The sequence below is a fragment of the Curtobacterium sp. 179-B 9B NHS genome, assembly GCF_045370965.1.
Taxonomy (GTDB): domain Bacteria; phylum Actinomycetota; class Actinomycetes; order Actinomycetales; family Microbacteriaceae; genus Curtobacterium.
In genome coordinates this window covers 59,465-83,621 of record NZ_JBIQDQ010000009.1, presented here as the reverse complement: position 1 = coordinate 83,621, position 24,157 = coordinate 59,465, and the positions used below count along the sequence as shown (strand labels likewise).

27 protein-coding genes and 1 pseudogene are annotated in these 24,157 nt (G+C 69.6%); 9 read left to right on the top strand and 19 right to left on the bottom strand.

Annotation, left to right across the window (positions count from 1 at the left end; all coding sequences use genetic code 11):
* Window positions 1–27: 27 nt before the first annotated feature.
* Window positions 28–801 (top strand): DUF1932 domain-containing protein, encoded by a 774-nt coding sequence (locus tag ACH0A8_RS09740; protein ID WP_406907086.1) that lies wholly within the window; start codon window positions 28–30, stop codon window positions 799–801.
* Between the two features lie 170 nt (window positions 802–971).
* On the opposite strand, the gene ACH0A8_RS09735 is transcribed toward ACH0A8_RS09740, so the two are convergent.
* The 11 genes from ACH0A8_RS09735 to ACH0A8_RS09685 all read right to left on the bottom strand — a co-directional run bounded on the left by ACH0A8_RS09735 (window position 972) and on the right by ACH0A8_RS09685 (window position 9,884).
* Window positions 972–1,931, bottom strand: coding sequence for an HD domain-containing protein (locus tag ACH0A8_RS09735; RefSeq protein WP_406907085.1), 960 nt, complete (start codon window positions 1,929–1,931; stop codon window positions 972–974).
* A gap of 129 nt (window positions 1,932–2,060) precedes the next feature.
* A complete protein-coding gene (locus tag ACH0A8_RS09730) occupies window positions 2,061–2,378 on the bottom strand; it encodes a winged helix-turn-helix domain-containing protein (protein ID WP_406907084.1) in 318 nt (105 codons plus the stop codon).
* Window positions 2,375–2,806 carry a chemotaxis protein CheY gene (locus ACH0A8_RS09725; protein WP_251155705.1) on the bottom strand — a complete coding sequence of 144 codons (432 nt, stop codon included), beginning with the start codon at window positions 2,804–2,806 and terminating at the stop codon, window positions 2,375–2,377. The genes ACH0A8_RS09730 and ACH0A8_RS09725 overlap by 4 nt, the downstream gene beginning before the upstream one ends.
* Before the next feature lie 106 nt (window positions 2,807–2,912).
* Complete coding sequence (locus ACH0A8_RS09720) at window positions 2,913–3,524, bottom strand: GrpB family protein (RefSeq protein WP_406907083.1); 612 nt, start codon at window positions 3,522–3,524, stop codon at window positions 2,913–2,915.
* A gap of 130 nt (window positions 3,525–3,654) precedes the next feature.
* Window positions 3,655–4,620, bottom strand: coding sequence for a diacylglycerol/lipid kinase family protein (locus ACH0A8_RS09715; RefSeq protein ID WP_406907082.1), 966 nt, complete (start codon window positions 4,618–4,620; stop codon window positions 3,655–3,657).
* Between the two features lie 13 nt (window positions 4,621–4,633).
* Entirely contained in the window at window positions 4,634–4,801 is a 168-nt protein-coding gene (locus ACH0A8_RS09710) for a hypothetical protein (RefSeq protein WP_200884112.1), read from the bottom strand.
* 140 nt (window positions 4,802–4,941) lie between these two features.
* Entirely contained in the window at window positions 4,942–6,249 is a 1,308-nt protein-coding gene (locus tag ACH0A8_RS09705; RefSeq protein WP_406907081.1) for an ice-binding family protein, read from the bottom strand.
* Window positions 6,250–6,484: 235 nt separating this feature from the next.
* On the bottom strand, window positions 6,485–7,030 hold the full coding sequence (locus ACH0A8_RS09700; RefSeq protein ID WP_406907080.1) for a DJ-1/PfpI family protein: 546 nt from the start codon (window positions 7,028–7,030) through the stop codon (window positions 6,485–6,487).
* Between the two features lie 71 nt (window positions 7,031–7,101).
* Complete coding sequence (locus ACH0A8_RS09695; RefSeq protein WP_251155708.1) at window positions 7,102–7,680, bottom strand: NADPH-dependent FMN reductase; 579 nt, start codon at window positions 7,678–7,680, stop codon at window positions 7,102–7,104.
* A 151-nt stretch (window positions 7,681–7,831) separates the two neighbouring features.
* On the bottom strand, window positions 7,832–9,103 hold the full coding sequence (locus ACH0A8_RS09690; RefSeq protein ID WP_406907079.1) for an MFS transporter: 1,272 nt from the start codon (window positions 9,101–9,103) through the stop codon (window positions 7,832–7,834).
* A 373-nt stretch (window positions 9,104–9,476) separates the two neighbouring features.
* Window positions 9,477–9,884, bottom strand: coding sequence for a hypothetical protein (locus tag ACH0A8_RS09685; protein ID WP_251155710.1), 408 nt, complete (start codon window positions 9,882–9,884; stop codon window positions 9,477–9,479).
* A gap of 163 nt (window positions 9,885–10,047) precedes the next feature.
* Here ACH0A8_RS09685 and ACH0A8_RS09680 point away from each other — a divergent pair, with 163 nt between their 5' ends.
* Window positions 10,048–12,120 (top strand): acyltransferase family protein, encoded by a 2,073-nt coding sequence (locus ACH0A8_RS09680; RefSeq protein WP_406907078.1) that lies wholly within the window; start codon window positions 10,048–10,050, stop codon window positions 12,118–12,120.
* Window positions 12,121–12,157: 37 nt separating this feature from the next.
* On the opposite strand, the gene ACH0A8_RS09675 is transcribed toward ACH0A8_RS09680, so the two are convergent.
* The 5 genes and pseudogenes from ACH0A8_RS09675 to ACH0A8_RS09655 all read right to left on the bottom strand — a co-directional run.
* Window positions 12,158–12,685: a histidine phosphatase family protein gene (locus tag ACH0A8_RS09675; protein WP_406907077.1), complete on the bottom strand. Its 528-nt coding sequence runs from the start codon at window positions 12,683–12,685 to the stop codon at window positions 12,158–12,160.
* Between the two features lie 29 nt (window positions 12,686–12,714).
* A complete protein-coding gene (locus ACH0A8_RS09670) occupies window positions 12,715–13,158 on the bottom strand; it encodes an SdpI family protein (RefSeq protein ID WP_311206623.1) in 444 nt (147 codons plus the stop codon).
* Window positions 13,159–13,236: 78 nt separating this feature from the next.
* Window positions 13,237–13,749: an RES domain-containing protein gene (locus ACH0A8_RS09665; RefSeq protein WP_311206624.1), complete on the bottom strand. Its 513-nt coding sequence runs from the start codon at window positions 13,747–13,749 to the stop codon at window positions 13,237–13,239.
* Window positions 13,746–14,171, bottom strand: coding sequence for a PRC-barrel domain-containing protein (locus ACH0A8_RS09660; protein ID WP_406907076.1), 426 nt, complete (start codon window positions 14,169–14,171; stop codon window positions 13,746–13,748). The genes ACH0A8_RS09665 and ACH0A8_RS09660 overlap by 4 nt, the downstream gene beginning before the upstream one ends.
* Window positions 14,172–14,325: 154 nt before the next feature.
* Window positions 14,326–14,601: pseudogene (locus tag ACH0A8_RS09655) on the bottom strand (methionine synthase); the annotation flags it as partial.
* Between the two features lie 91 nt (window positions 14,602–14,692).
* Between ACH0A8_RS09655 and ACH0A8_RS09650 the strand changes: the two are divergent.
* The 4 genes from ACH0A8_RS09650 to ACH0A8_RS09635 all read left to right on the top strand — a co-directional run bounded on the left by ACH0A8_RS09650 (window position 14,693) and on the right by ACH0A8_RS09635 (window position 17,451).
* The gene (locus ACH0A8_RS09650; protein ID WP_406907075.1) at window positions 14,693–15,019 is read left to right on the top strand and encodes a hypothetical protein; all 327 of its coding nucleotides are present in this window, start codon (window positions 14,693–14,695) and stop codon (window positions 15,017–15,019) included.
* A gap of 68 nt (window positions 15,020–15,087) precedes the next feature.
* Complete coding sequence (locus tag ACH0A8_RS09645; RefSeq protein ID WP_406907074.1) at window positions 15,088–15,666, top strand: DUF5819 family protein; 579 nt, start codon at window positions 15,088–15,090, stop codon at window positions 15,664–15,666.
* 107 nt (window positions 15,667–15,773) lie between these two features.
* Complete coding sequence (locus ACH0A8_RS09640; RefSeq protein ID WP_406907073.1) at window positions 15,774–16,772, top strand: HTTM domain-containing protein; 999 nt, start codon at window positions 15,774–15,776, stop codon at window positions 16,770–16,772.
* Window positions 16,738–17,451, top strand: a complete 714-nt coding sequence (locus tag ACH0A8_RS09635; RefSeq protein ID WP_406907072.1) for a serine hydrolase — start codon at window positions 16,738–16,740, stop codon at window positions 17,449–17,451. Before ACH0A8_RS09640 ends, ACH0A8_RS09635 begins: the two co-directional genes overlap by 35 nt.
* Window positions 17,452–17,649: 198 nt before the next feature.
* Here the strand turns inward: ACH0A8_RS09635 and ACH0A8_RS09630 are convergent, their stop codons facing one another.
* Window positions 17,650–18,699 (bottom strand): methionine synthase, encoded by a 1,050-nt coding sequence (locus tag ACH0A8_RS09630; protein WP_400430260.1) that lies wholly within the window; start codon window positions 18,697–18,699, stop codon window positions 17,650–17,652.
* A 20-nt stretch (window positions 18,700–18,719) separates the two neighbouring features.
* The gene (locus ACH0A8_RS09625) at window positions 18,720–19,724 is read right to left on the bottom strand and encodes a putative oxygenase MesX (protein ID WP_406907071.1); all 1,005 of its coding nucleotides are present in this window, start codon (window positions 19,722–19,724) and stop codon (window positions 18,720–18,722) included.
* A 119-nt stretch (window positions 19,725–19,843) separates the two neighbouring features.
* Between ACH0A8_RS09625 and ACH0A8_RS09620 the strand changes: the two genes are divergently transcribed.
* Complete coding sequence (locus ACH0A8_RS09620; protein WP_406907070.1) at window positions 19,844–20,791, top strand: LysR family transcriptional regulator; 948 nt, start codon at window positions 19,844–19,846, stop codon at window positions 20,789–20,791.
* A 24-nt stretch (window positions 20,792–20,815) separates the two neighbouring features.
* Here the strand turns inward: ACH0A8_RS09620 and ACH0A8_RS09615 are convergent, their stop codons facing one another.
* On the bottom strand, window positions 20,816–21,304 hold the full coding sequence (locus ACH0A8_RS09615; protein WP_406907069.1) for a hypothetical protein: 489 nt from the start codon (window positions 21,302–21,304) through the stop codon (window positions 20,816–20,818).
* A gap of 288 nt (window positions 21,305–21,592) precedes the next feature.
* On the opposite strand from ACH0A8_RS09615, the gene ACH0A8_RS09610 reads away from it, so the two are divergent.
* Window positions 21,593–22,654, top strand: a complete 1,062-nt coding sequence (locus ACH0A8_RS09610; protein ID WP_406907068.1) for a LacI family DNA-binding transcriptional regulator — start codon at window positions 21,593–21,595, stop codon at window positions 22,652–22,654.
* Between the two features lie 145 nt (window positions 22,655–22,799).
* Entirely contained in the window at window positions 22,800–24,149 is a 1,350-nt protein-coding gene (locus ACH0A8_RS09605; RefSeq protein WP_406907067.1) for an ABC transporter substrate-binding protein, read from the top strand.
* Window positions 24,150–24,157 lie beyond the last annotated feature (8 nt).

Genomic DNA, 24,157 nt, shown 5'->3' with positions numbered 1-24,157 from the left:
AGCCACGGCTCGCAGGAGAGGAACACCATGCGAGTCGGGTTCATCGGCCTCGGCGAGGCCGGAGCCATCTACGCGGCGGCGGTCGTCGCGTCGGGCCACGAGGTCCGCGGGTTCGACCCCGCTCCCACGCCGTCGCCGAGCGGCGTCGAGCGACTCGGCTCGGTCGAGGAGGTCGTCGCCGCGAGCGAGCTGACGATCGTCCTCACCGGCGCCTCGCTCAGTCGCTCGATCGCCGAGACCGCCGCCGGCGCCGTCGCACCGGGTTCGGTCTACGCGGACTTCACCACCGCGTCGCCCGAGGACATGGTCGCCGCGGAGCAAGGCATCGTCGCCGCCGGCGGCCGGTTCGCCGACGTCGCGATCCTCGGGCCCGTCCCGCTCAAGGGCGCGGCCACCGAGACGATCGTGTCCGGTGGGGCGGCGGACGTCGTCGGGGAGCTGCTCGCCTCACTCGGGTCCGCGGTCGAGCACGTCGAGGGACCGGCGGGCACCGCCACCTCCCGCAAGCTGCTCCGGAGCGTCCTCATGAAGAGCCTGGCGACCGTCGTGGTCGAGGCCCTCGAGGCTGGTCGTGCGGCCGGGTGTGAGGACTGGGTGCACGCGCAGATCGCCGCGCAGCTCTCCGGCGATGCGGATGCCAAGATCGAGCGGTACGAATCCGGCAGCAGGAAGCACGCCGTCCGCCGCGCTCACGAGATGCAGTCGGTGGCGGAGTACCTGGAGCGGCTCGGCGTCCGTCCCGAGATGTCGACAGCATCGAGACGTGTGCTCCAGCGGCTGGCGGACGACGAGCGCCGCTGAGGGCTCCACGCACCAGCCACCCGTCGGTCTGGAGGCGCGGCGCCGGCTGGCACCGCGCCTCCAGGCCGGCGGCGCCGTCAGGCAGACCGCCGTGTCGGCTCCCACCCGTGCTGCACGAGGCGCACAGCCGGTCCGTCCGACGGCCGATCCACCAGCGGGCGCGGTCCGGCTCAGGCGACGTGGGTCCGATCGTCGCTCCGCTTCGCGCTCACCCACATCGGGAGGTCCTCCTGCAGGGCGGCGACGCGCGGGTCGGAGGTGGTGCGGCCACCACTCCTGGGGAGGTCGAGGTAGCTGCGTCGGACCACGTGCGAGAAGGGTTCGCCGCAACTGTCGTCGCTGTGGTGGCGAAGCTGCCACCGCTGGGGATGCCGTCGCAACGACGCTGCATCGGCACGGGTGTCAGCGCTGGAGAGGAGCACTGACCACAGTTCGTCGTCGGTCATGCCGGCCAACTCGGTCGGTTCGAGGGCTCCCGTGTCGAGGAGGCGACCCACCAGGCCCCGCACGACGGCGACGGGCACGAGGTTCGCCGCGCTCCTCTGGGCAAGTGCTTCGCTGATCGCGAGGTCCGCCAGTTCGACCGCATCGACCGGATCGGCATCGACGGCACCGTCGCTGAGATGCAGCCGTCGCAGGAGTTCGTGCGGTGCTGATCGTGTGCGCCCGTGGGCCTGTCCGCTGCGGAGGAACGAGTCGAGGTGGTCCAGCTTCAGGCCGCCGTGCGACGCCGTGAGCGGCGAGGGGATGCTTCCGTCGTCGAGTGCGATGATCGTCTCGGCATCGCCATCGAGTGCCGCATCGGTGGCGAACAACGCGGTGATCCGCTGTCGGGTGAGGTCGTGGTGGTCGAGGCCTGCGAGACCCTCGAGCGTGTGGCTGAACGGGAGGTGGCCGACGTCGTGCAGCAACGCAGCGGTGCGCGCGGGCTGGTGCTCGGGAGCGAAGTGGGCCACGAGTGCGAGTACCCCGAGCGAGTGCTCGAGGCGAGAGTACGTCTGCACCGTCGTGATCGACGCGGCTCCTGCGTGGGCGATGAAGGCGAGACGCCGCAGCGGCCAGGTGCGGAGGAGACGCTGTTCGGTCGCCGTGAGGCGCACCTCGATCCGCCACAGTGGGTCGAAGTACACCCCGTCGTTCCCCAACGTGTCGACCGCTTCTCGGTGCACTCTGGCCTCCCCGTCGTCCGCACCGACAGGAGCGGAGCGGACGGTCGCTCCAGGAGGTTCGTCCCCGGGCGCGTGCGACGACCGCAGGGATCAGGACGGGTCGGCGATCTGCTGGAGCGCTGCGAGGTGCGCACGCCATGCCGTCCGGCCCTCGCGTGTGACGGTGAGCGACGTCCGGGGGGTCTTCCCCGTGAAGGCCTTCCCGACGGCGACGTACCCCGCCGTCTCGAGGAGCGCGACCTGCTTGCTCAGCGCCGAGTCGGTGACCTCGACGGCGTCGCGGACCTCGCGGAACCCCAGCGTGGTGGCACGGTCGAGTGCGGCCATGATCGAGAAGCGGACCGGGTTCAGCAAGTGACCGTCGAGCCGGTGACGGGGATGGACCGGTGCCTGGTTCGTCGTCGTCATCGTCGTGCCTCGTACGACGCGCAGGCCATCGTGACCGCCAGGATCGCTCCGGACGTGATCCCGGACCACAGGACGGATCCGTGCGCCCAGGCGACGACGGCGATCGCAGCCCCGTAGGTGACGAACCAGCTCGCGATGTAGATCGTCCATCGACGGCTCCGCGCGAAGGCCGCTCGCCCGCGGATGGACACCGCGAAGAACACGATCAACGCGAAGAAGGCGGCGAGTGTGCCGACGTAGGTGAGGCCGAAGGCCGAGCCGGTCGTCAGGCCCATCCCGAGGGTCCCGAACGAGGTCACCGTGCCTAGCGCGAGGATGAACGTCACGTACGGCCACCGGGTGGACTCGTGCGCTCGTCGACTGAGGCGATCGGCGGTGTCGAGGAGCGTCCGCGCCTCTGCCGGGCTGATGCTGTTCTGGTTGTCCATGGTGTTCCCCTCTCGGGTTCCAGCCTGGCACAAACTTGCCATGTTGGCAAGTGCTTGCCGATCGGCCAAACCTGCCGCGATACGGGCGACGGACGGCTGGGGGTGGTCATGGCCGCGGCTGAGCGTCCCGGGCGTGGTGCGGATCCGATGCGAAGGCTCGTTCGTAGATCTCGTGGACGACAGCGGCCTTCGCGTCGTTGTAGCGCAGGCCGTTGCCGGCGTTCACGGCCGCTGCCTTCGCGTCCGCGTACACCTGCCGGTCCTCGGGGTGGGATCGCAACCACTCCACGAACAGGCGATGCCGTTGCGGCTCCGCTGCCCCCGGCTGCCACACGTGCAGGTTGGTGTTGGGATCGCCGAGGGTGAGCTGCCGGTGCGGGTCACCGGCGATCACGTCGCGGAAGACCAGACGGAACCCGACGGCCTCGAGCTCCGGGAGCCAGGTGCGTTCATCACCGAGGTCGGGCACGAGCAGGTCGGCGTCGATGACCGGCTTGGCGATCATCCCGGGAACGGCAGTCGAGCCGACGTGCGCGATGGTGTGATCGGCGCCGAGCGCACCTGCGACGAGGTCCTGTACGCGCGCGAACGCATCGGCCCGATGTGGGTCGTGGTCCTGGAGGCTGCCAGGGTCGACCTGTCGGAACGCGACACGCTGCGACTGACGGGCTGCGTTGCCGTCTGCGGTGAACGGCCGCCAGAGCGGGTGTGTGGCCACAGCCCCATCATGGACCCTCGACGCGTCCGCTGGGCGAGGGATGTCGGGGGAGGGCCGAGAGCACTGCCCCGTGGTGGTGTGAGCACGACTTTCGCACGGTCGGCGCGTGACCACCGCGGACGAGTGCCGGTCAGGCGCGGAGCGTCAACCCGTGAGGGTGGGTGCTCAACGTCACGGCGACCACCCGACCGAACGGGTCCCCGTCGAGTTGTACCTGTTCCGGTTCGTCGAACGCGAGGCGGAGTCGTCGCGCTCGGGTGGTCGGGAGCACCCGGGAACGCGGCAGCAACCGAGCGAGGAGCCGACCGAACCCGGTGCGCGAGAAGAAGCGGTTGAGCGTGAGGGTGGAGCCGATCTTCGTCCAGCCGAACCAGCCGTTCGGTCGGAACGCGACGGCGTCGAGGATGCCGTCGTCGGGCTCGGCGCGCGGCAGGAGGAGCACGCCGGCGGTGAGGGTGCCGCAGTTGCCGACGATGATGGTGTGTGCGTGCATCGTCCTGGTCGGGGCGCCGTCGATGTCGTAGCGGACGGGGATCTGACGGTTCCCGACGATGGACCTGGCGATCGGGTCCGAGTACGCGACCCAACCGAACCGCTTCTTGACCCACGCGTTCGTGTCCGCCGCCATGCTCGCGTCGAGTCCGACACCGGCCATGACGAGGAACGCGTGGGTGGTCGTTGATCCATCGACGTCGGTCAGTTCGGCGAGCCCGACGTCGATCGGCCGGTCGGCGCCGGTGAAGGCGTCGCGGACGGCACTGTCGACATCGTTGCGGGTGAGACCGAGGTTGCGGGCGAACAGGTTCCCGGTACCGCTGGGTAGGAGCGCGACCGGGACACCGGTGCCGCGGAGCTCCTCGGCGACGACACGGAGGGTCCCGTCGCCGCCGGCGACGAGGACGACGTCCGGCTTCGACTCGGCTGCTTCGCGTGCGGCTGCGCGACCGTCGTCGTCCGCAGCGGTCTCGAACCATCGGGTGGGTGCCCACCCGTTGCGGGACGCTTCGGCGTCCACGAGGGTGCGCAGCCGTGCGGGGTCGGTCTTGACCGGGTTGATGACGACGGCTGCGGTTCGCTGCCGTGGGGGATCCTGCACTGGTCCGTCCCGATCAGTCGGTGCGCTGGGCCGTGTTCCCGGAGCGGCGGATCGCCCCGAAGACCACGGTTCCGACGAACAGGACGATGCCGATGATCGCGAGCCAGAGCAGGCCCTTCAGCGCGAAGCCGACGACGGCGAGGATCAGCCAGAGGGTGAGGAGGACGATGACGGTCTTCATGGTGGTGCTTCCTGTCAGGGAGGGGGAGATGCCGGCTGTCCGCTCGACGTCGACGACCTCGTCGCCGGTGCGGCAGGAGGGTCCGCGGCCGTTCCGCGGACCTGGCCACCACACCGGTGGCGGTCCGGGGCGGCTGCGTGTCAGATGCGGCTCGTGCGACGACGGTGCCGGACGATCAGCGTGATCGCCGTGCCGGCTGCCAGGAGCACTCCGGCGATGCCGAGGGGCAGCGCCGGGTCGCTCCCGGTGAAGGCCAGTTCACCGGTCGGGGTGTTCCCGCCCGGTGCCGCTCCGCCGGTCGGGCTCCCTGAGGGGGTGCCGGTGGGAGCGGTCGGGGTGTTCCCGCCCGTAGCTGCTCCGCCTGTCGGGGTCCCAGCGGGGGTGCTGGCGGGGGCGGTCGGCGACGCAGTGGGCGTGGGAGTCGACGAAGCAGCCGGTCGCACGGTGATCGTCACGGTCTGCACGTCAGCGGGCGGCGTGCCGTTCGACGCGGTGATCGTCACCGTGGACGTGCCGGGTGTTGTCGGCGTGCCGGAGACGACGCCGCTGGTGCCGTTGATCGTCAGGCCGGCGGGCAGTCCGGTCGCCGTGTAGGTCGGGGTGGGCGTACCCGTCGCGGTCACCGTGTACGAGTACGGCGTCCCGGCGGTCGCGGCGGCGGGTGCGTCGGAGGTGATGACCGGTGCGGTCGTCACGGTCGGAGTCCCCGGGGCGGGGCAGCCGGTCGAGGCAGTGATGGTGTTCGTGTCGAGGGTCACAGCGCCGGTGCGGGCGAGCAGGCGTCCCACGACGGTGGCGCCGGTGGTGGCGGTCACGGACTGCTGCGCCAGCACGGTCCCCTGGAACTGGGCACCGGTGCCGATGGTGGCGGAGCTGCCGACCTGCCAGAACACGTTGCACGAACTCGCACCACCGGTGATCGTGATCCGGCTGGCGGATCCGATGGTCAGCGTCGATGCGGCCTGGAACACCCACACCGAGTCCGCGCTGCCGGCGAGGGTCAACGCACCGTTGTTCGCGAGCTGGAGCGCCCCGCCGGAGTACACCCCGGGTGAGAGGGAGAGGCCGTTCAGCTCGGTGAGGCCGGTCTGCGTCGGGGACAGTGACGCAGCGACGTCGTACGCCGTCGTGGTGTCCCGCTGCGCCTGCGCGGCTGCGGCGTCGGTCTGGTGCGTGGTGCCGTTGACGGTTCCGTTCGGCGCACCGCCGAAGCCGGTGATCGAGGTGCCGGGAGAGAGCCCCAGGTCGCCGTTGACGACTGACGGGCCGGTGTTCGTCACGGCGCTCGCGCCGAGGACACCGTAGGTCGACGCGGTGCCGAGGTTCACCGGGCCGTCGATCACGGTCGCGGCCGATGCCGCAGCGGTCGACATCATCGCCATCGAAGCGGCGAGGCCGATGCCGGTCAGGGCGAACGCGGTGCGGCGGAGGATACGGGACGTGGCCATGCGAGGCCCCTGTCTGAGTGGGAGAGCCACAAGGCGAGCGTCGACGACGCGAACATGATCTCCGGTCCCTGCAGTATGCGCCTGCTCGACGCAGAACGGTGCGGATCGTCGGATCGGCAGGCCGATGGTCAGGAACGGTGTCGTCGACCGGGCCCCTCTCACGGCACGGACCTCGCGGCCGATCCGAGGACGGACACCACACGCGACCCGGCCGGAGACGTTCCCCGGAGGCCCCTCAGCAGGACGCCAGTCCGAGTCGGGATGCTGCTCGCGAGACGACCGGTCCGCGGCTGCGTCGCGCGTCTGCAACGGCTCGTCGCACTTGCTCGGCGTCCGCTTCCGGACGCGTCGGTGATCCAGCGTCGAACGGCGGGTGCGGGTCGTACTCCACGGCCAGTTGGACAGCGCGGGCTGCGGCATCGTCGTAGACCTCAGCGGCGACCGTGAGGGCGAAGTCGACACCACTGGTCACCCCGCCTCCCGTGATGATCCGAACGTCGCGGACCACCCGCGCCTGCTCGGGTACGGCTCCGATGGTCTCGAGCAGGTCGAAGGCACCTTGCCCTCCGGGGACCATGAGGACGTCCGCCTGCGGGGCCTCGTCGAAGGTCACCGTCGGCATGATCGCGAAGCCCGCATCGGTGCCCACCGGCTCTCGGTCGTGCCAGGCGAGGTCGATGGTCGCGCCGGGGAGCCTGGAGAAGAGCTGTACCGGGCCGGTCAGGTCGAGCTGTGTCACGTTCGGGAACAACAGCGCAACGAACCTGACGGGTCTGCTCATCCGTACATCGTCGCGGAATCGCGAGGATCCCGGTAGACGGTGGTCGGTGGACCGCGCGACCGTCGTCGGACTCACACCTCCCAGTCCGACAGGGAGGTCCTGTCGCGGAGGAGACCGGCGAGTTCGGCGTGCACCGTCATGGTCTTCTCCAGACGCGCTGCCCTGTCGACGGAGAGCGTCCCCGCTTCCCAGTCCCGCTCCGCGACGTACGCCGTGTACGGGTTGACGACGCACTTGAAGTCGAGCATCAGGGACTGCGCGAGCGCGCCCGTCGCCATGTAGCTGTGCGGGAGCCCGGCAGCGCACACGAAGGTGACCACCTTGTCGAACCATGCAGCACGCCGGCCTTCCCCCGTCGCACCGGTGGCTTCGATGAGCGACTTGACCGCCGATGACGGCGCCCAGTTGTAGATCGGGAACGCCAGCACCACGCCGTCGGACTCCCGGATGACATCGTGCAGCGCACCGAATGCGTCGCTGTCGAAGACCTGGTCGTTGTCGAACGCCGGCAGCGGTGCCGTTGCCAGGTCGACGACCTCTGACCCGTGACCGTTCGCCCTCAGGAGCGACGCCGACCGCTCGGCCAGCCGGCGACTGGTGCTGACGGGATCGAGGCTGCACGAGATGACCGGCAGACGCAGGGGAGTCACCCCTGCACGGTACCGATTCAGGTGCGGCGGAGCGTGGTGCGACCGGTCCGTGGCAGGTCGTCCTCGTGCCGGTCGGGGCCACCAGCTGACGCGCGACCACCCGCAGCCGGCCTCCTCAGGACAGCCAGCCGTCCGAGTGGCCGAACCCTGCTCACCCGTCGACGTCGGTCGACCCCGTTCCCTGGACCCGGCGCGGCAGTCCGCGGACCGCTGCGTGCCAGGCCCAGGCAGCGGCGAGGAACACACCAGTGGCGATGAGCCACAGGAGCCAGGGCATCCGCGAGTCCAGCAGTCCGAGGGTGAGCGGGAAGAGTGCCATCCCGATCGAGCTCGCGGTCTGGAACACCCCGATCGCTCGGCCTCGGATGCATGGGTGCGGAGCTGCGGCCATGACCGCGTTCGCCGCGGGCAGGGAGATCATGTCCGCCACGGCCAGCACGACCGCGACCACGACGACGTAGGACCACGCGCCCGGTCCGTGCAGCGGAGGAAGGACGATCAACGGTGCCGTCGTCGCGGCGGTCAGGACGGCGCCGAGCGCGATGAGCGTCCCGCGCCGTCGCCCGGCGACCCACCGGGTGACGGACGTCTGGAAGAGTGCGCACAGGCCCGTGGCGATGGCGAACTGGACGGGTGCGACCGCCGGGGACATGTCCCACCGCTCGATGAACAGGACACTGAACGCGACGTTCGGCAGCAGCATGGCGGGGCCGATCAGGAACTGGCCGAGCGCGATGAGACGCATCGACCGGTCGGCGACGAAGGCACGCAGCGGCCCGGAGGCGTCGGCTGGTCCCGCTCCCGTCGGTGCCGCTGCCTGCGGGGTACGACGACCGGTGCGTTGCGTGGCGAACACGACGGCCGCTGCGACGCTGGTGACGACGTTGGCGAGGACCAGCCACCGCAACCCGTCCTGGTGTCCGTGCGCGAGGGTGACCGCAGCGACGATCGCGCCTGCCCCGAGGGCGGCGGCCTTCGTCGCTTCGAGGAAGGCGAACCAGCGCTCGAACGGGCGGCCCGCCGCGATGTCGTGCACGTACGCGGTCCACGAGGTCCAGTAGAGCCGTTCGGATGCATTGGCGAGGAAGATCGCCGCGAAGATCACCACCGGATCGTGGGCGGAGAGGTAGAGCGTGAAGCCCGCTGCGGAGAGCAGGTTGTTGAGGACCATCGACGCCCTGGCACCGAACCGGTCGGTGAGGACGCCGCCGACGAGTCCGATCGGGAGGGCCACCAGCGATGCGACGGTGGAGAGGACACCGATCAACGCCAGGGACACGTCGGTGGTGATCGTGAAGTAGACGATCGTCAGCGGCAGCGTGAGGCCGGCACCGATGGTGTCGGTCAGGACCGCGAACGTGACGAAGCGGTGCTCGTGGAGGCTCGCGAGTGGAGCCCGGAGCCGGGCAGGGGTGAAGCGCATGGAGGTGTTCCCGTGAGGTCGTCGCACCGCCGCCGAGCGGCGGCGCGGGCGTGCAGGAGCACACGAGCAGAACGCTCGCGGCGAGGAGGGCTGACCGTGTCGATCAGCTCAGTGCTGCGTTGACGTGACTCCGGGCGGGACGGGCCGCGGTCCGCCGAGCTCGGGCGCGGCTTTCGTGGGGAACAGTCCACGAGGGGCACTGAGCGGCACCGTCGCCACCTTCCCCGTCGTCGGACCAGACCGACGAACGATAGCAGCGCCCACGTCGACCGAGCAACGGCTGGTGCACCACACCGTTCGGGTCAGCGGCGCTCGCGCGCCTCCGGTCCGGGCCGGGAGGCGCGGGTCCTGCGGGTGCAGCGGCGCCGGCCCGTCACTTCGTTGCCTGGTGGACCGTTGCGACGACCGACCCGTACAGCACGAAGGCGGCGATGCCGCCGGGGAACATCGCGAGGACGGCCGCGGGTACCGCCCACACCTGGTGCACCCAGGGGTGACCTGCTGGCTCCGTGGCGGTCATCGCGGCGAACGAGCACGCGGAGACGAGCACGGCCCACGCCGCCGTCATGCAGATGATCGGCAGGAAGTGCCACCCGAGGCCGAGCAGCGGGTAGACGAGCGGGAGGAGGAACATCGCCGGCGCGATGATGAAGCCGGCCCTGGCCGTGGTGCGGAAGGCCTTCCGGCTGCTGTTGACCTGGGCGATGGTGCGCTGGTCGTCGACCTCCGACTCCGGCCATGAGTCGTACGGGAGGCCTGAGCTCGTGTCCTGGTCGTCCATCTACGGTCGCCTCGGCGGGGACACTGCGGGACACTCGAGCTGCCCGGCCGGCGGTCGTTCTCGAAGATCAGTGGTCACGGTTCCCCCCTCGCGTTCCCCTGACGGCAGCGTACTGCTCTCGCCTGGGCCCGGTGCCTTCGGCGATATCCTGTATACTGCATGTATGCAGCAAGGTGAATCGTGGCGCTCGGACGTCCAGGGGCTCCGAGCGGTCGCCGTCCTCGGCGTGGTCCTGTTCCATGCCGGTGTCCCGCTGTTGCGGGGCGGATTCGCAGGCGTCGACGTCTTCTTCGTCATCTCGGGGTTCCTGATCACGAGCAACCTGCTCCGAGAGCATGCGCGGACCGGGCGCATCAGGCTCGCCAGGTTCTACCGGAACCGGTTCACCCGCCTGGCGCCGGCGGCGATCGTGACGGTCGTCGTCACGGTGCTCGTCTCCGTGGCCGTCCTGCCGCCGCTCGACCGGACCGTCATCCGCGTCGAGTCGCTCGGATCGCTCGTCGGTGTCGAGAACCTGTGGTTGGCCTGGACCGGCACGCAGTACCTCGCCACGCACAGTGCGAGTGCCTTCCAGCAGTTCTGGTCGCTCGGGGTCGAAGAACAGTTCTACCTGGTGTGGGGCATCCTCATGACGGCGGTGCTCGCGGCCCGCTCGCTTCGCAGGGTCCTGCCGGTGATCCTCGGCGGCATCGTCGTCGTGAGCTTCGCGACGATGGTCCTCGTGTCGCAGACCAGCGGTTCGTGGGCGTTCTTCGGGCCGCACACCCGCGCCTGGGAGTTCGCGGCGGGTGCCCTGGTCGCGACGCTCGCCCGACGAGCGGCGGAACACCGCGGCGCAGCGACCTCGGGTCCTCTCGTCGTCCGCCTGGTGTCCGCGTGGATCCCGGTCATCGGTCTGCTGCTCATCGCCCTGTCGTTCGGGCTCATCTCCGAGGACGTCACCTACCCGGGACTCGCGACCCTCGTCCCTGTCGCCGGCGCGGCGATGGTCATCGCCCCTGTCGCGGTGGAGTCGCCCGTCCGCCGTCTGCTGAGCACGAGGTGGGTCACGAGCCTCGGTGACCGTTCCTACTCGATCTACCTGTGGCACTGGCCGCTCATGACGATCCCGGTGCTTGCCAGGGATCGCTCGCTCGACTTCTGGGAGAGCGCTGCAGCCGTCGTCGGTTCGGTGCTCCTCGGCTGGCTCGGTCACTCCGTGCTCGAGGTCCGCGCAGCCGCTTGGTCCAGGTCCCGACGGGGGCGCCGGTCGGCGACCCCGGGGAACGAGAGACGCGTGTGGCGCCGCTCTGGCGCGCTCGTCGCCGTCGTCGCCGCGGGGGCAGCGGTCTGCTTCGGAGTGTCGACCATTCCGCCCCTGCACACCAACGATCGCATCGCTGCCCCGACGCGCGCCGACGTGCTCGCCGGCCCCCGCCCCGCGGGCGTGGTGCCGTCCAACGTCGAGCCGAGCCTCGCCGGCGCATCGGCTGATCTGTCACCGCTGTACGCCGACGGCTGCCACGCAGGCTTCGCAGCGACGACCACCCGAGGATGCAGCTTCGGTTCCGGGCCGCGGACCGTGGTCCTCTTCGGCGATTCGCACGCAGCGCAGTGGTTCAGCCCGCTCCGAGCTTGGGCCGCGGACCGAGACATGCGCCTGATCACCATGACCAAGTCCTCGTGCCCGAGCGCCGACATCCCGGTCCGCTCCTCGGATCTCGACCGCGACTACCGCGAGTGCGACGCATGGCGGAAGGACGCGCTCGACAAGATCGCGCAGTTGCGGCCCTCGCTGGTCGTCCTCGGCAACGCCGGGAACCTGACCGCGCCCCTGACGGCGCGTCCTGGAGCGTTCTCGGACACGTGGCAGGATGCCCTCGAGCGCACCATCCACAGGATCCAGGAATCCGGCGCATCGACGGTCGTGTTGCAGGACACCCCCGCGTGGTCGACCACGCCCAACCGAGCTCTGTCCGCGTCGCTCAAGAGCGTTCCGGACGTCGCAGAGCCGCGTGAACGCCTGATCGACCATGCCGCACGTGCCGCCGAGGCAGCGGCCGCCCGATCGACACGATCCACGCTGATCGACCCGGTCGGCTGGCTGTGCGATGACCAGTGTGCTCCCGTGATCTGGAACCGGCTCGCCTACCGGGACGCGAACCACATCACGGAAACGCTCGCGGTGACCCTTCGCCCGCGTCTCGAAGCAGCTCTGGACCGGGCGGATTGCTGCGGCTCTGCGGTCCCGCAGTGACGGACGCCGGCCCGGGCTGACGGGACCACGCACCGCTTCAGCGGACGTGCTCCCACGACGACAGCGCCGTCCAGTCCTGCGGGTCGAAGGCGAAGGAGCTGCCCATCGCGGGCTGGTCGAGGGCGCGGCTGATGGGCTCGCGTCGGAGGCTCGCCAGCAGGAGTGCGCCGACCCCGCCGTGAGCGATGAACGCGATGCCCCGCTCAGGCGTCTGTGCCGCGATGCGTCGGACCGCGCGCTCGACACGGCTCTGGGCGTCGATCGCGCGTTCCCAACCACGGACGGACCGCTGCGGTTCGGCGAAGAACGCGTCGACGGTCGGTTCGAACTCGCTGGGGTCAAGGTAGCCGGTCGCGCTGCGGTCCATCTCGCCGAGGTCCTCGTCGATCTCGAACTCTGAGTCCGACTGTCCGGCGATGATCTCGGCGGTGTCCAGGGCCTTCCGTTCGCTGCTGCTGACGATGCGGAGAGGCTGGGGGAACAGCGTCGCGATGCGTGCGGCGCGGGCCCGTCCGACCGGCGACAGACCCCAGTCCGGGATCCGGACGGTCGGATCGACGGTCACCTCGGGATGAGACACCCACGTGCACAGAATCATTCGACCGTACCGGCGTCGTCAGGGTCCCTCCTGTTCGAGACGGGCGGCGGGGTCGCGGGGGAGCCATAGGTGTGAGAGCCGTCGCCTCCGGCCTCGGGCAATGCTCGGCGCACGGCGCGGTGGGCAGCCGGGACGGACAGGAGTGCTCCACCGACGAGGAGGCCAGCGGCGACGAGGACGGCGGCAGGCGTGCGGAGTGCCGGAACTCCGATGCTGATGGCGCACCACGCCGTCACGAGGAGGCCGGAGATGATCGTCGGGCGCAGCGCTGCACGATGGCCGATCCGCCAGGCCGCCTCGCTCGACATCGTGACTGATGTCCGGACACCGGCGAGGCTGTTCCGTGGCAGGGAGCCGATGGCGGCCCGCCACGTCAGCCACGTGACCAGCGCAGCCGCCCCGATCTCGAGGGCCATCGGGAACACCACCGCACTGTCCATGCCGACGACGCTAGCGCCCCCGGCGGAGAACGGCGAAGTATCAGTGTCACCTGCGTGTCGTCGAACCCGGCAACGATCTCAGCCGGTCCCTGTCCGGACGTGGACCTGCGGCGCACCATCGGTGTTCCAGCGGAACAACACGAGGTGCCAGAGGCCCGGGCGCTTCCGCGACGGGTCGATGAGGCCGTCGGCGCCGAGTGCCACCAGGCGGTCTCGGACCTGCCACGAGGCCGGGACGCCTCCGTCGGCCACGACCTGCTGCCACGGCGCGGTCGCGTCCTCGAGGTCGACCCCGGCCGCACCACGAGCGGTCGCGTCGCGAAGGTCGACGATCCGGGGCGCCACCACGTCCACCTCGACGATCACCGGCTCCGTGGCGCGCGTGTCCGGATGCGCCACGAGCGCTGCCTCCACGCCCGCGACGGACGAGCTGAGGTACAGCGTGGGCTCGTCAGGTCGTGAGTACCGACCTGCGGACCGTGACCCTGCGATGACGGATGCGCGGAAGCGTGGATCCACCGCGCGGAAGAAGGTGCCACGCACCTCCGATGCGAAGACGTCGCGGTCGTCGCTCGTCCTGGTGCCGCTCATGCCGGCGGCGTCGCTCCCGCGCCCTCGGTGTCGTCAGCGCCCGCCGGACCGGTACCGGCCTGGTCGAGGTTCTCGTGCGGGTCGCCCATGTCGCCGGTCGCCTTGCCCGCGGGGGACAGCCCGAAGTGCTTGCGGACGGCATTCGCCTGGGTGTCGGTCACGGTGTTCCCGGCTCCCGGGGAGGGTGCGTCCTTGATCGCGCTCTTCGAGTAGCCGACGTGCAGGTCGGTGCCGTCGAACGTGGCGTCCTCGACCGGGACGAGCACGGTGTGACCCCCGAGGAGTCCGGTCGCGACGCTGACGAACGCGGCGCTGCCGTCCTCGGTGGAGGGGAACACCTGCGCGACCTTGCCGACGGATGCGCCGTCGCGGTCCTTGACGGGCGCGTTCTCGATCTCGTGGATCGTGCTCTTGGTGATCATGGGCGTAGTCAACGCTCCCAGCCTGACCTGCTTGTGTCAGTGGTCGCGCGGCGGGCCGAGCGCTGCGGGAGGAGCCCGGAGCAGGTGAAGCAGTCGATCGTCACGTTCGTCGAGGGACGGAGCCGTGCCTCCAGACCGGTCTGGAGCCGCGCCGCTACCGCACTGCCGGCACGGTGACGCTCGCGAGCTCGGCTCGCACGATGTCCGCACCCGCGGACAGCGCACCGAGCTTCTGCAGGGCCGCCCCACGCGCCAGCGGTGCCATGCCGCAGTTCGTGCTCGGGATGAGCTTGTCGGCGTCGACGTGGTCGAGGGCGCGGCGGAGGACTGCGGCGACCTCTTCCGGCGTCTCGACCTGCTCGGTGGCGACGTCGATCGCGCCGAGCATGACCTTCTTGCCGCGGATGAGCTCGACGGGTTCGAGCGGCACGCCTCGAGGGGTTGACCATCGCAGTTGCAAGCTATACAGCACACCGGCAGCTCCGGTATTGATGTATCAATCGACAAGAAGGGGTTGCACCATGAACCGGAAGACGACTGTGGCGCTCGCAAGTGGTTTCGTCGCCCTGGGGGCGGTCGTCGCCCTCGCGGCACCCGCAGAGGCTGATTCGTACAGCAAGACGAGCGCCATGACGGAGGCAGTGAAGGCTGGCTCTTCGGAGACTGCAGCGGCCGAAGCGAGTCCGCGAGGGGTGGGGGGTGTCGCCAAGGCGCTGTGGGCGGGGTTCAAGGCCGCTCATGCGCCGCGAGCTGCGGGCAACGTCGCGCGCATGGCGAGCGTGCTCGGGTACGCCGCAGGCACCCCAGAGGGGTCGTGGGAGGCAGAGAAAGCGTACTTCGACCGGTGACCAGGTGAGGCGGGTCCGGCATCAGCGCTGGACCCGTCTCCGTCGGAGGGACAGCAATGAGACGGACGGTGCTTGCTGCGCTCGGCCTCACTCTGGTCGCCACCTTCGGAGCCATGGCGATGGTTCTGGCGGGGCCGTTGACACCGATCAAGTTCGACGTCGGTGGTGCCGCTTCGATGTTGAACCCGTACTTCTCCCAGAACTGGCAGTTGTTCGCTCCTGATCCGGTCAGTGATGAACGGGGGGTCATTGCGCGGTTCGAATGCAACGGCAATGCGACGGACTGGAGGGACATCACCTCGCAGGCAATCGTTCGTACTCAAGCGAGCCGCTTCTTCCCACCGCGCGAGAGTCGAATCGTGAGCAGTGCGGTGCTGCAGCGGTTCGCAGAAGACGACCTGACCGAGCGATTGTTGAAGAAGCACAAGGCGGACCTGGCGCCGCCGGATGAACGCGTTCGGCGTCAGGCGGAGGAAGTGCTCGCTCGTTACGCGGCTTTGACTGTCGGTTGTGGACGCGACGATCAGCGGCCGACCGCGGTGCAGCTCCGTTACGTGACCAAGGCGTTGCCTCCGTGGTCGCAGCGAGGGTCAGCACCTCGCGACGCTCAGCCGAGCACCATCGACTCGGCGTGGATCCGACTGTGACGCATCTCTTGTGGCGTCGACTGGTCAGCGTCATCGAGTGGATGACGGACGCGCCTCGAGCGCTCGAGGCCCTGAGTCTCCTCCGTGCTGTGCTCGGACTGGTATCCGTGTCGATCTACGTCGGGCAGTACAGCGACCGTCTTCTGCTCTTCGGTCCTGACGGTGTGTACGGCACTGCGGGCATCCGAGATTCCGCCGCAAGCATCGGAACGTGGAGCCTGTACGGCTTGTCCGAGGATCCGTGGGTCTTCGAGCTTCTCTTTCATGCGGGTCTTGTCATCGCGGTGCTCGTCATGCTCGGCGTCGGAGGTCGCGCGCTCCTTGCGGTGCACTGGGTCCTGATCTGGTCGCTGTACATGGCGAATCCGGGGCTCATGGACGGCGGCGACGCGCTCGCCTCAACGGCGACTTGCTTCCTCCTCCTCACGCGGTGCTACTCCGCCTTCACCGTTCGTCGAATCCGTTCCGAGCCCGTCGGGGTGATCGCGAGCGTGTGCAACAACACCGGACTCCTCCTGCTCGTGACGCAGGTCGTGGTCGTGTACCTCATGGCGGGCCTGTACAAGGTCCAGGGTCAGCTGTGGCAGGACGGAATCGCGCTGTACTACATCCTGAGCGTTCCGGAGTTCTTCCTGCCCGGCGTGACGCCGTTCGTCCTGCAATCGGATTGGGTTCTCGTCATCGGCGCGTACGCGACCGTGCTCGCATCGGTGTTCTTCCCAGTGCTCGTGCTCTTCCGCCAAGGAAGACCGTTGGCTGTTGCGGTGATGCTGACGTTCCATCTGGCGATTGCAGTGCTGATGGGGCTCACATCATTCGCGCTCGTCATGGCGGCGTACGACCTTCTCTTCGTGAACCATCACGTGGTGCGCTTGCACCGCCGGGCGGCCCTGCTACGCCGCGCATTGGCCGGCTGTCGAGAGGAAACAGTTGATGAGAGACCTGTTGAGAGTACGGCGACACTGGCGGGCGAGCATCGGCGACGAGTGGAGCTGGCGTTCTGTGCGTCCCGCCAGCGGGCCGTACGCAAGGGCTGCTCTGGTCGAGTGGGGAAGTATCACCAAGGGACTCGTGGGGACCGCTGCGACGATGGTGCTTCCGCTTGACCGCGAGGTCCGTCAGTTCGCGCCCCGGTTCCCGGGGGCTGACTTCACCGTCCAAGACCTGATTGAGCACACCTCGGGACTCCCTCGCCTGCACGTCGGTATGGGACTGGTGCCGTTCCGCGATCCGTACCTTCCGACGATCGGAGCCCCTCTGGATCCGGACAGCATCGTTCGCAGCGGAGACCGCGGACAGTTTGCGTACTCGAACCTCGGCTACGCCCTGCTCGGTGAGTTACTCGACGACGTCGACGGCAACTGGTTCCGAACGGTACGGAAGCAGGTCCTCGAGCCAGCGGGCATCACCACGGCCACGACAGCTCCACTGGAGACAGCCAGAGTCGTGCCGCGGAGGCTTGGTCGGCCCGTCAAGCCGTGGACGATGACCGGGTCGCCCTATGCAGCTGCAGGGGGCGTCTGGTCGACGTTCGAGGACCTGTGCCGATATGCGGATTGGGCTCTGGGAGACCTGGACGACCCGGCGCGGACGGTTGCTTGGCAACGACGGGATGCGACGATCTGGATCAACGGACAGGTACGTGCTGCAGGTGCTGCCATCGTGTCTGCGGGTGGCGTGACGGCGGTCGTACATGCCTTGGCGCAGCGGCTCTTCACTCCGGACCGCATCGCCTCAGCCGTCATCGAACGGGAGCTCGCAGGGCGTGGCGAGCGACGTCGATGAGATGAGCCGCGGCGGTCAGGAGGTGACCAACTCGAGCTGGCTGGCGGCCAGCCCCGCGCCGACGCGCAGGTGCCCACACATGTGACCGACCCGCCAGGAGCGACCCCTGCCTCCAGGCCGGATCGGGACCAGCGCAGGCGGGGACACGGCGGTCGGCTCGCCCCGTTGTTGGGGCGAGCCGTCCTGCGGAGCAGGGGACTACCGCGCTGCCGGCACCGCGACGCTCGCGAGCTCGGCTCGCACGATGTCCGCACCCGCGGACAGCGCACCGAGCTTCTGCAGGGCCGCCCCACGCGCCAGCGGTGCCATGCCGCAGTTCGTGCTCGGGATGAGCTTGTCGGCGTCGACGTGGTCGAGGGCGCGGCGGAGGACTGCGGCGACCTCCTCGGGCGTCTCGACCTGCTCGGTGGCGACGTCGATCGCGCCGAGCATGACCTTCTTGCCGCGGATGAGCTCGACGAGTTCGAGCGGGACGTGTGAGTGGATGCACTCGAGGGAGACGATGTCGATCGAGGACTGCTGCAGGAGCGGGAAGGACTGCTCGTACTGCCGCCACTCGGCGCCGAGGGTCTCCTTCCACCGGTTGTTCGCCTCGATGCCGTAGCCGTAGCAGATGTGCACGGCGGTCTCGGCGCGCAGGCCCTCGGCGGCGCGCTCGAGTGCGGCCACGCCCCAGTCCTGCACCTCGTCGTGGAAGACGGTGAACGCGGGCTCGTCGAACTGGATGACGTCGACGCCGGCCTCCTGGAGCTCGAGTGCCTCCTGGTTGAGGATCGTCGCGAACTCCCACGCCAACTTCTCGCGGCTCTTGTAGTGCTGGTCGGAGAGCGTGTCGATCATGGTCATCGGGCCGGGGAGCGCCCACTTGATCGGGCGGTCGGTCTGGGCCCGGAGGAACCTCGCGTCCTCGACGAACACCGGCTCCGGGCGGCTCACCGCGCCGACGACCGTGGGCACGGCGGCGTCGTAGCGGTCGCGGATGCGCACGGTCTCCTTGCGCTCCTGGTCGATGCCGTCGAGGTGCTCGATGAAGGTGGTGACGAAGTGCTGCCGGGTCTGCTCGCCGTCGCTGACGATGTCGATGCCGTTGCGCTCCTGCTCGTGGACGGCGGAGCGGAGCGCGTCCTGCTTGCCCTCGACGAGGGCGTCACCCTCGAGCAGCCAGGGGGACCAGAGTCGCTCGGGCTCGGCGAGCCAGGAGGGCTTCGGCAGGCTGCCGACGATCGCGGTGGGGAGGAGCGTGCTCATGCGCGTGGGGGTCCAGTCGGTCAGTGGGTGAGGGCAGCGGGGGCGGCGGGAAGAGCCTGGTCGGCGTGTGCGGTCTGCTCAGCGAGCCAGCGGTCGAGGAAGTCGCGGTGCGGTGTGACGAGGTGCTCCTCGGTCCACCGGCCCTGCGTGACGCCGAGGCGGCTGCGTTCCTCGCGGTCGTAGGCGATGCCGGTCGACGTCCAGTCGTCGTGCTCGAGTGTCGGGCGGAAGGTGCTCGGCGCGACCTCGTTCGCGTTGTAGATCTCCGGCCGGTAGATCTTCTGGAACGTCTCCATGGTGGCGATGGTGCCGATCAACTGGAGGTTCGAGTAGTCGGTGCGGACGTCGCCGCGCGAGTAGAAGGCGAGCGGCGCCTTGGACCCCGGCGGCATGCAGTACCGGACCTGCATGCCCATGCGACCGAAGTAGTCGTCGGTGAGCGACGAGTGCTCGTGCGCGTACTCCGCGCCGAGGACCGGGTGGACGAACCCGGTCTGCCGGTAGGTCTGGCTCGTCGAGACGCTGATGCAGACGACGGGCTCCGCGTCGAACTCCGACCGGAACGCGTCCGACCGCAGGAAGTGCTGGAAGAGCTGTCCGTGCAGCAGCCCGAAGTCCGCGGGGAGCGAGGGAGCCGACGGCAGGCGGACGGCGAAGTCGTGGTCGCGGAGGTACGACGAGAAGTTGTTGCCGACGATGCCCTGGTGGCGATCGCCGGAGTGCTGGTCGACGATCGTGACGTCGAGCACCTCGATCAAGGGGAAGCGCTCGACCAGACCGCCGTCCTCGAACTGCATCGTCACCGACACGATGTCGAGCTCGACGCGGTAGCGATCCGCGTCCGGGTGACCGGCCAGGTCGTTGCAGCGCCCGTTGATCAGCGCGAGCGCGTCGCGGAGGTTCTGCTGGCGGTGCTCCCCGCGGGCCAGGTTCGCGAAGTTCGTCGTCAGGCGGGAGCTCTCGGCGGGGGAGTAGTCCTCGTCGAAGCGTGTCCTGCTGATGCTGAAGGTGATGTCGTTCGCCATGGTCCGGAGTCCGGTCGTCGAGCGCCCGCGGGCACTGTGGGAAGGGTCCTCCGATCATGACGGGAGGCGCGGGTCATCAGGTAATACCGAGACGCTATGCGGTCGCATAGCCTGTTCCTATGGCTCGCGTTGCGAACGACATCACCCTGCAGCAGCTGCGGTACTTCATCGAGGTTGCCTCCGAAGGATCGATCAGCGCGGCCGCAGACCTGCTCTACGTCTCGCAGCCGACCATGTCGGCTGCGATGAAGGACCTGGAGGCTCGCATCGGCCGGCCGCTCTTCACCCGGTCCGCACGTGGGGTCGTGCTCACCGTCGACGGCGTCGAGTTCCTCGGGTACGCCCGCCAGGTCGTCGAGCAGGTGTCGTTGCTCGAGCAGCGGTACGTCGGGCGCCAGGCCTCGCGCCGGCTGCTCGGGGTGTCGGCCCAGCACTACTCGTTCGCGGTCGAGGCCTTCGTGCGGATGGTCGAGGGCGCCGACGCCGACCAGTACGAGTTCTCGCTGCGCGAGACCCGCACGTGGGACATCATCGAGGACGTCCGGACGCTGCGGAGCGAGCTCGGCATCCTCTACCGCAACGACTTCAACCGGCAGGTCCTCGGCAAGCTGATGCGGGACGCCGGGGTCGTGTTCACACCGCTCTTCGTCGCGCAGCCGCACGTCTTCGTCGCCCGGCGGAACCCGTTGGCGTCGCAGGAGCGGGCGACGCTCGACGACCTGGCCGAACTGCCGCGCCTGACGTTCGACCAGGGCGCGAACAACTCCTTCTACCTGGCCGAGGAGATCCTGTCGACGATGTCGAGCAAGCGGGAGATCCGGGTGTCGGACCGGGCGACGATCTTCAACCTCATGATCGGGCTCGGCGGGTACACGATCTCGACCGGGCTCATCAGTGACGACCTCGACCCGGAGATCGTCGCCATCCCGCTCGACGTCGACGAGCGCATCGAGATCGGGTGCATCGCGCACTCCTCGGTGCCCCTGACGGAGCAGGCGCAGACGTACCTGGAGGAGTTGCGGGCGGTCGTCGTCAGCTACGGGGTCGAGCTGCTCGGGCCGCACTGATCCGTCGAGGATCTCCGCCGCTCGTCACTCCCCGTTGCCCTGCATCTCGACGGCGTCCCCGTCAGCACACTCGGACGTTGCTGAGACCGTGTACCGACGGGTGTCCGCCAGGAAGCTGATGGACGTGGTCGGGCCACCTGCGCCGCGGAGACCGAGGATCGGGTCGTCGCCCCCGCTCTCGTACGGCTGCGTGGTGATCCCGGTTTCCTCCCACAGCTTCTCGACGACGGCGATGTCCGCTTCGGGTTCACCGGTCGGCTTCGCGAGAGCCGTGATGTACCTGTAGGCAGCGCCGTCGCTGCCGTCGCTCTTGCTGCACTGTTCGACCGAGGGCCCGCTGTAGACCTCCCAGTCGCCCTCGAGTGAGGAGGCAGTCCGGTCGACGATGTCCTGCACGGACTGCCGGGCCTCGGCAGTGCTCACGGCCCCGTTGCTCTCCGAGTCCACGCGGCTTCCTCCACTGCAACCGGTCATGATGACGACCGCTGTCGCTGCAGTGACGACCGCGGTCACCGAACGGACGTGTTCCCTCACCGTCCGCATCGGTCAGGGATCCGCTCCGGCGACGATGCCGAGGCCGACCTCGAGCGTGGTCCGACCCTTCGGTGGTCCGCGGTCATCTCGTCTCCCTGTCCTCGGGTCGTCGCTCGTCGCTCGTCGTTCCTCGGCTGAGCGTACCGCGGCAGCGGGGCCTCGCGACCGCACCGTCGAAACCCTCTTGACTACGTAGTCAGCCGCGTGGTTGTCTTGCTCCACACCCGCTCAGCGGGTGACCACCCGACGCAGCGAAGGAGCTGGCCCATGAGCGACACCGCCCCCGTGCGCCGCCTCCGCCCAGCGTCGATGACCGACGTCGCCGCCCTCGCCGGTGTGTCGCAGAAGACCGTCTCGCGCGTGGTCAACGGCGAACCCCACGTCACCGAGGCCGTCCGCACCAAGGTCGAGTCCGCCATCGCCGAGCTCGGCTTCCGCCCGAACGCCGCCGCACGAACCCTCAAGTCCCAGCGCTCCCGCCGCGTCGGCATCATCACGATCGGCACGGACCTGTACGGCCCGACCGCGATGCTCACCGGCGTCGAGCAGGCCTGCCGCTCCAACGGCTACGCCCTGTCGATCGTCCGCACGGTGACGGCCTCGGCCGAGGAGCTCCAGCCAGCGGTCGACTCCCTCGTCGAGCAGGGCGTCGAGGCGATCGTCCTGTCCGAGCCGGTCGAGAACCAGATGGACCAACTGCGCATGCCGGCCGGCGTCACGGTCCTGACGCTCGGTCCGCCCGACGTCGCCGACCGCGAGAACACGCTGGCCGTCGGTCTCGACGAGAGCGGTGCCGCCTTCGCCGCGACCGACCACCTGCTCGCCCTCGGTCACGAGACCGTGTGGCACATCGCCGGTCCGGCGAACTGGACGTCGAGCGTCCGCCGCGAGCAGGGCTGGCGCGCCGCCCTGCAGGACGCGGGTGTCGCCGAGCACGCACCAGTCGAGGGGGACTGGTCGCCGCAGAGCGGCCACGACGCGATGCGGTCGCTGCTCGCCCGTCCCCACGTCACCGCGGTCTTCGTCGCGAACGACCAGATGGCGATCGGCGCCATGTCCGCCATCCAGCAGGCCGGGCTGTCCGTGCCGCAGGACGTCAGCATCGTCGGGTTCGACGACATGCCGATCGCCGCCTTCCTGCCGACACCCCTGACCACGATCCGCCAGGACTTCGACGAGTCGACCCGTCTCGCGATGCACCGCCTCTTCCGCACCCTCGACGGCCACCCGCCCGCCGAGCGGCACCGGATGCTCCCGGGGCAGCTGATCACGCGCGCCACCAGCGCGCCGCCCTCCGCCGAGCGCCACCACCTCCGCCCCATCGACTGAACCCGGCCGGGAGGCGCAACTCGCGTCGGTCCCGCGGGTGAGCGCTCACGAGCGCTCGCCGACACCCATCGATCACCCCGACGACGACGTCAGGAGTCAGCACGTGACCCGAGTACCAACGCGACCTCCCGGAACGACGGGAGCCGTGCCTCCCGTCCGTGACGGTCACCGAGCGCCCAGTCGGCGCGACCTGCTCCGCTGGGGCGCCGCCGCCGGCGGTGCGTTCGCACTGAGCGGGCTGCTCGCCGCCTGCTCGCCGCAGTCGACCGCGGCGGTCCGCTCGGGCAGGGCCGACCTGTCCTTCTGGACGCACGACCCCGGCTACGAGAAGTTCTTCACCGAGGCGCTCCCGGTCGCTGACCGGAAGTCGCGGTTCGACTACGCCCTCGACATCACCACCATCGCGGCGGCGGACATCCCGACGAAGCTCATCGCGCAGGCGGTCGCGGGGACGGGGACGCCGGACGTCGCCGGTCTCGAGATCGGCGCGTTCTGCCGGATGCTCCGCGGCGACATCGCGAAGGAGTTGCTGAGCGACCTGTCGTCGTCCGTCGCGTCGAAGCGGGACGACCTGATCAGCGCCCGGTTGACGCCGTTCTCGAAGGACGGGCGCCTGTACGCGCTCGACTCGGACACCCCGCTCTGCGTCTACTACCACCGTGCCGACCAGTTCCGGGCGCTCGGGATCCCCGACGACCTGGCCACGTGGGAGGAGACGATGGCGGTCGGCGCGAAGCTCAACAAGAGCAAGGGTGTCGCGCTCCACGCGGTCGCGGTCACCGACCCCGGCGGCACGCTGCAGAGCTACCAGATCCTGCTGCTGCAGCGCGGCGGCGACCTGTACGACGAGTCCGGCGACATCGCGATCCAGACGCCCGAGGCCGAGCGCACCCTGCAGTTCCTGGTCGACGGCGTGCAGTCCGGCGCGATCGCCACGGTCGCCGACATGTACGGCCCGAGCCTGCAGTCCGGGCTCAAGGGCGGCACGATCCTGGCGGTCGACATGCCCTCCTGGTACGCGAGCTACGGCATCAAGCCGAACGTGCCCGAGCAGGAGGGCAAGTGGCGGGTCCGCAACCTGCCGCGGTTCGCCGGCGGCGGGAGCACGACGAGCGTCGGCGGCGGGACGGGCTTCGCGGTGCTCCGCGACAAGCCCCTGACGCAGGCCGGCATCGACCTCGTGCTCGCCGCGTACCTCGACCCCGACCAGCAGGTGAAGCGGTACGAGGACCTCGGGTACCTGCCGACGCTCCGCTCGGTGTACGACGACCCGCGGCTCGCAGCGCTGAGCGACCCGTACTTCGGCGGGCAGCAGCTGTTCGGCGTCTACGAGTCGGTCATCGACGAGGTGCCCTCGCAGCACCAGAGCGCGAACGCAGCCATCCTGCAGACCGTCCTGAGCGGCTACCTCATCAAGGCCTACAAGGGCCAGATCTCCCCGAAGCAGGCGCTCGACGCCGCTGCGGCCGACTTCCGCGGCCAGACCCGCGCCTGAGGAGGACG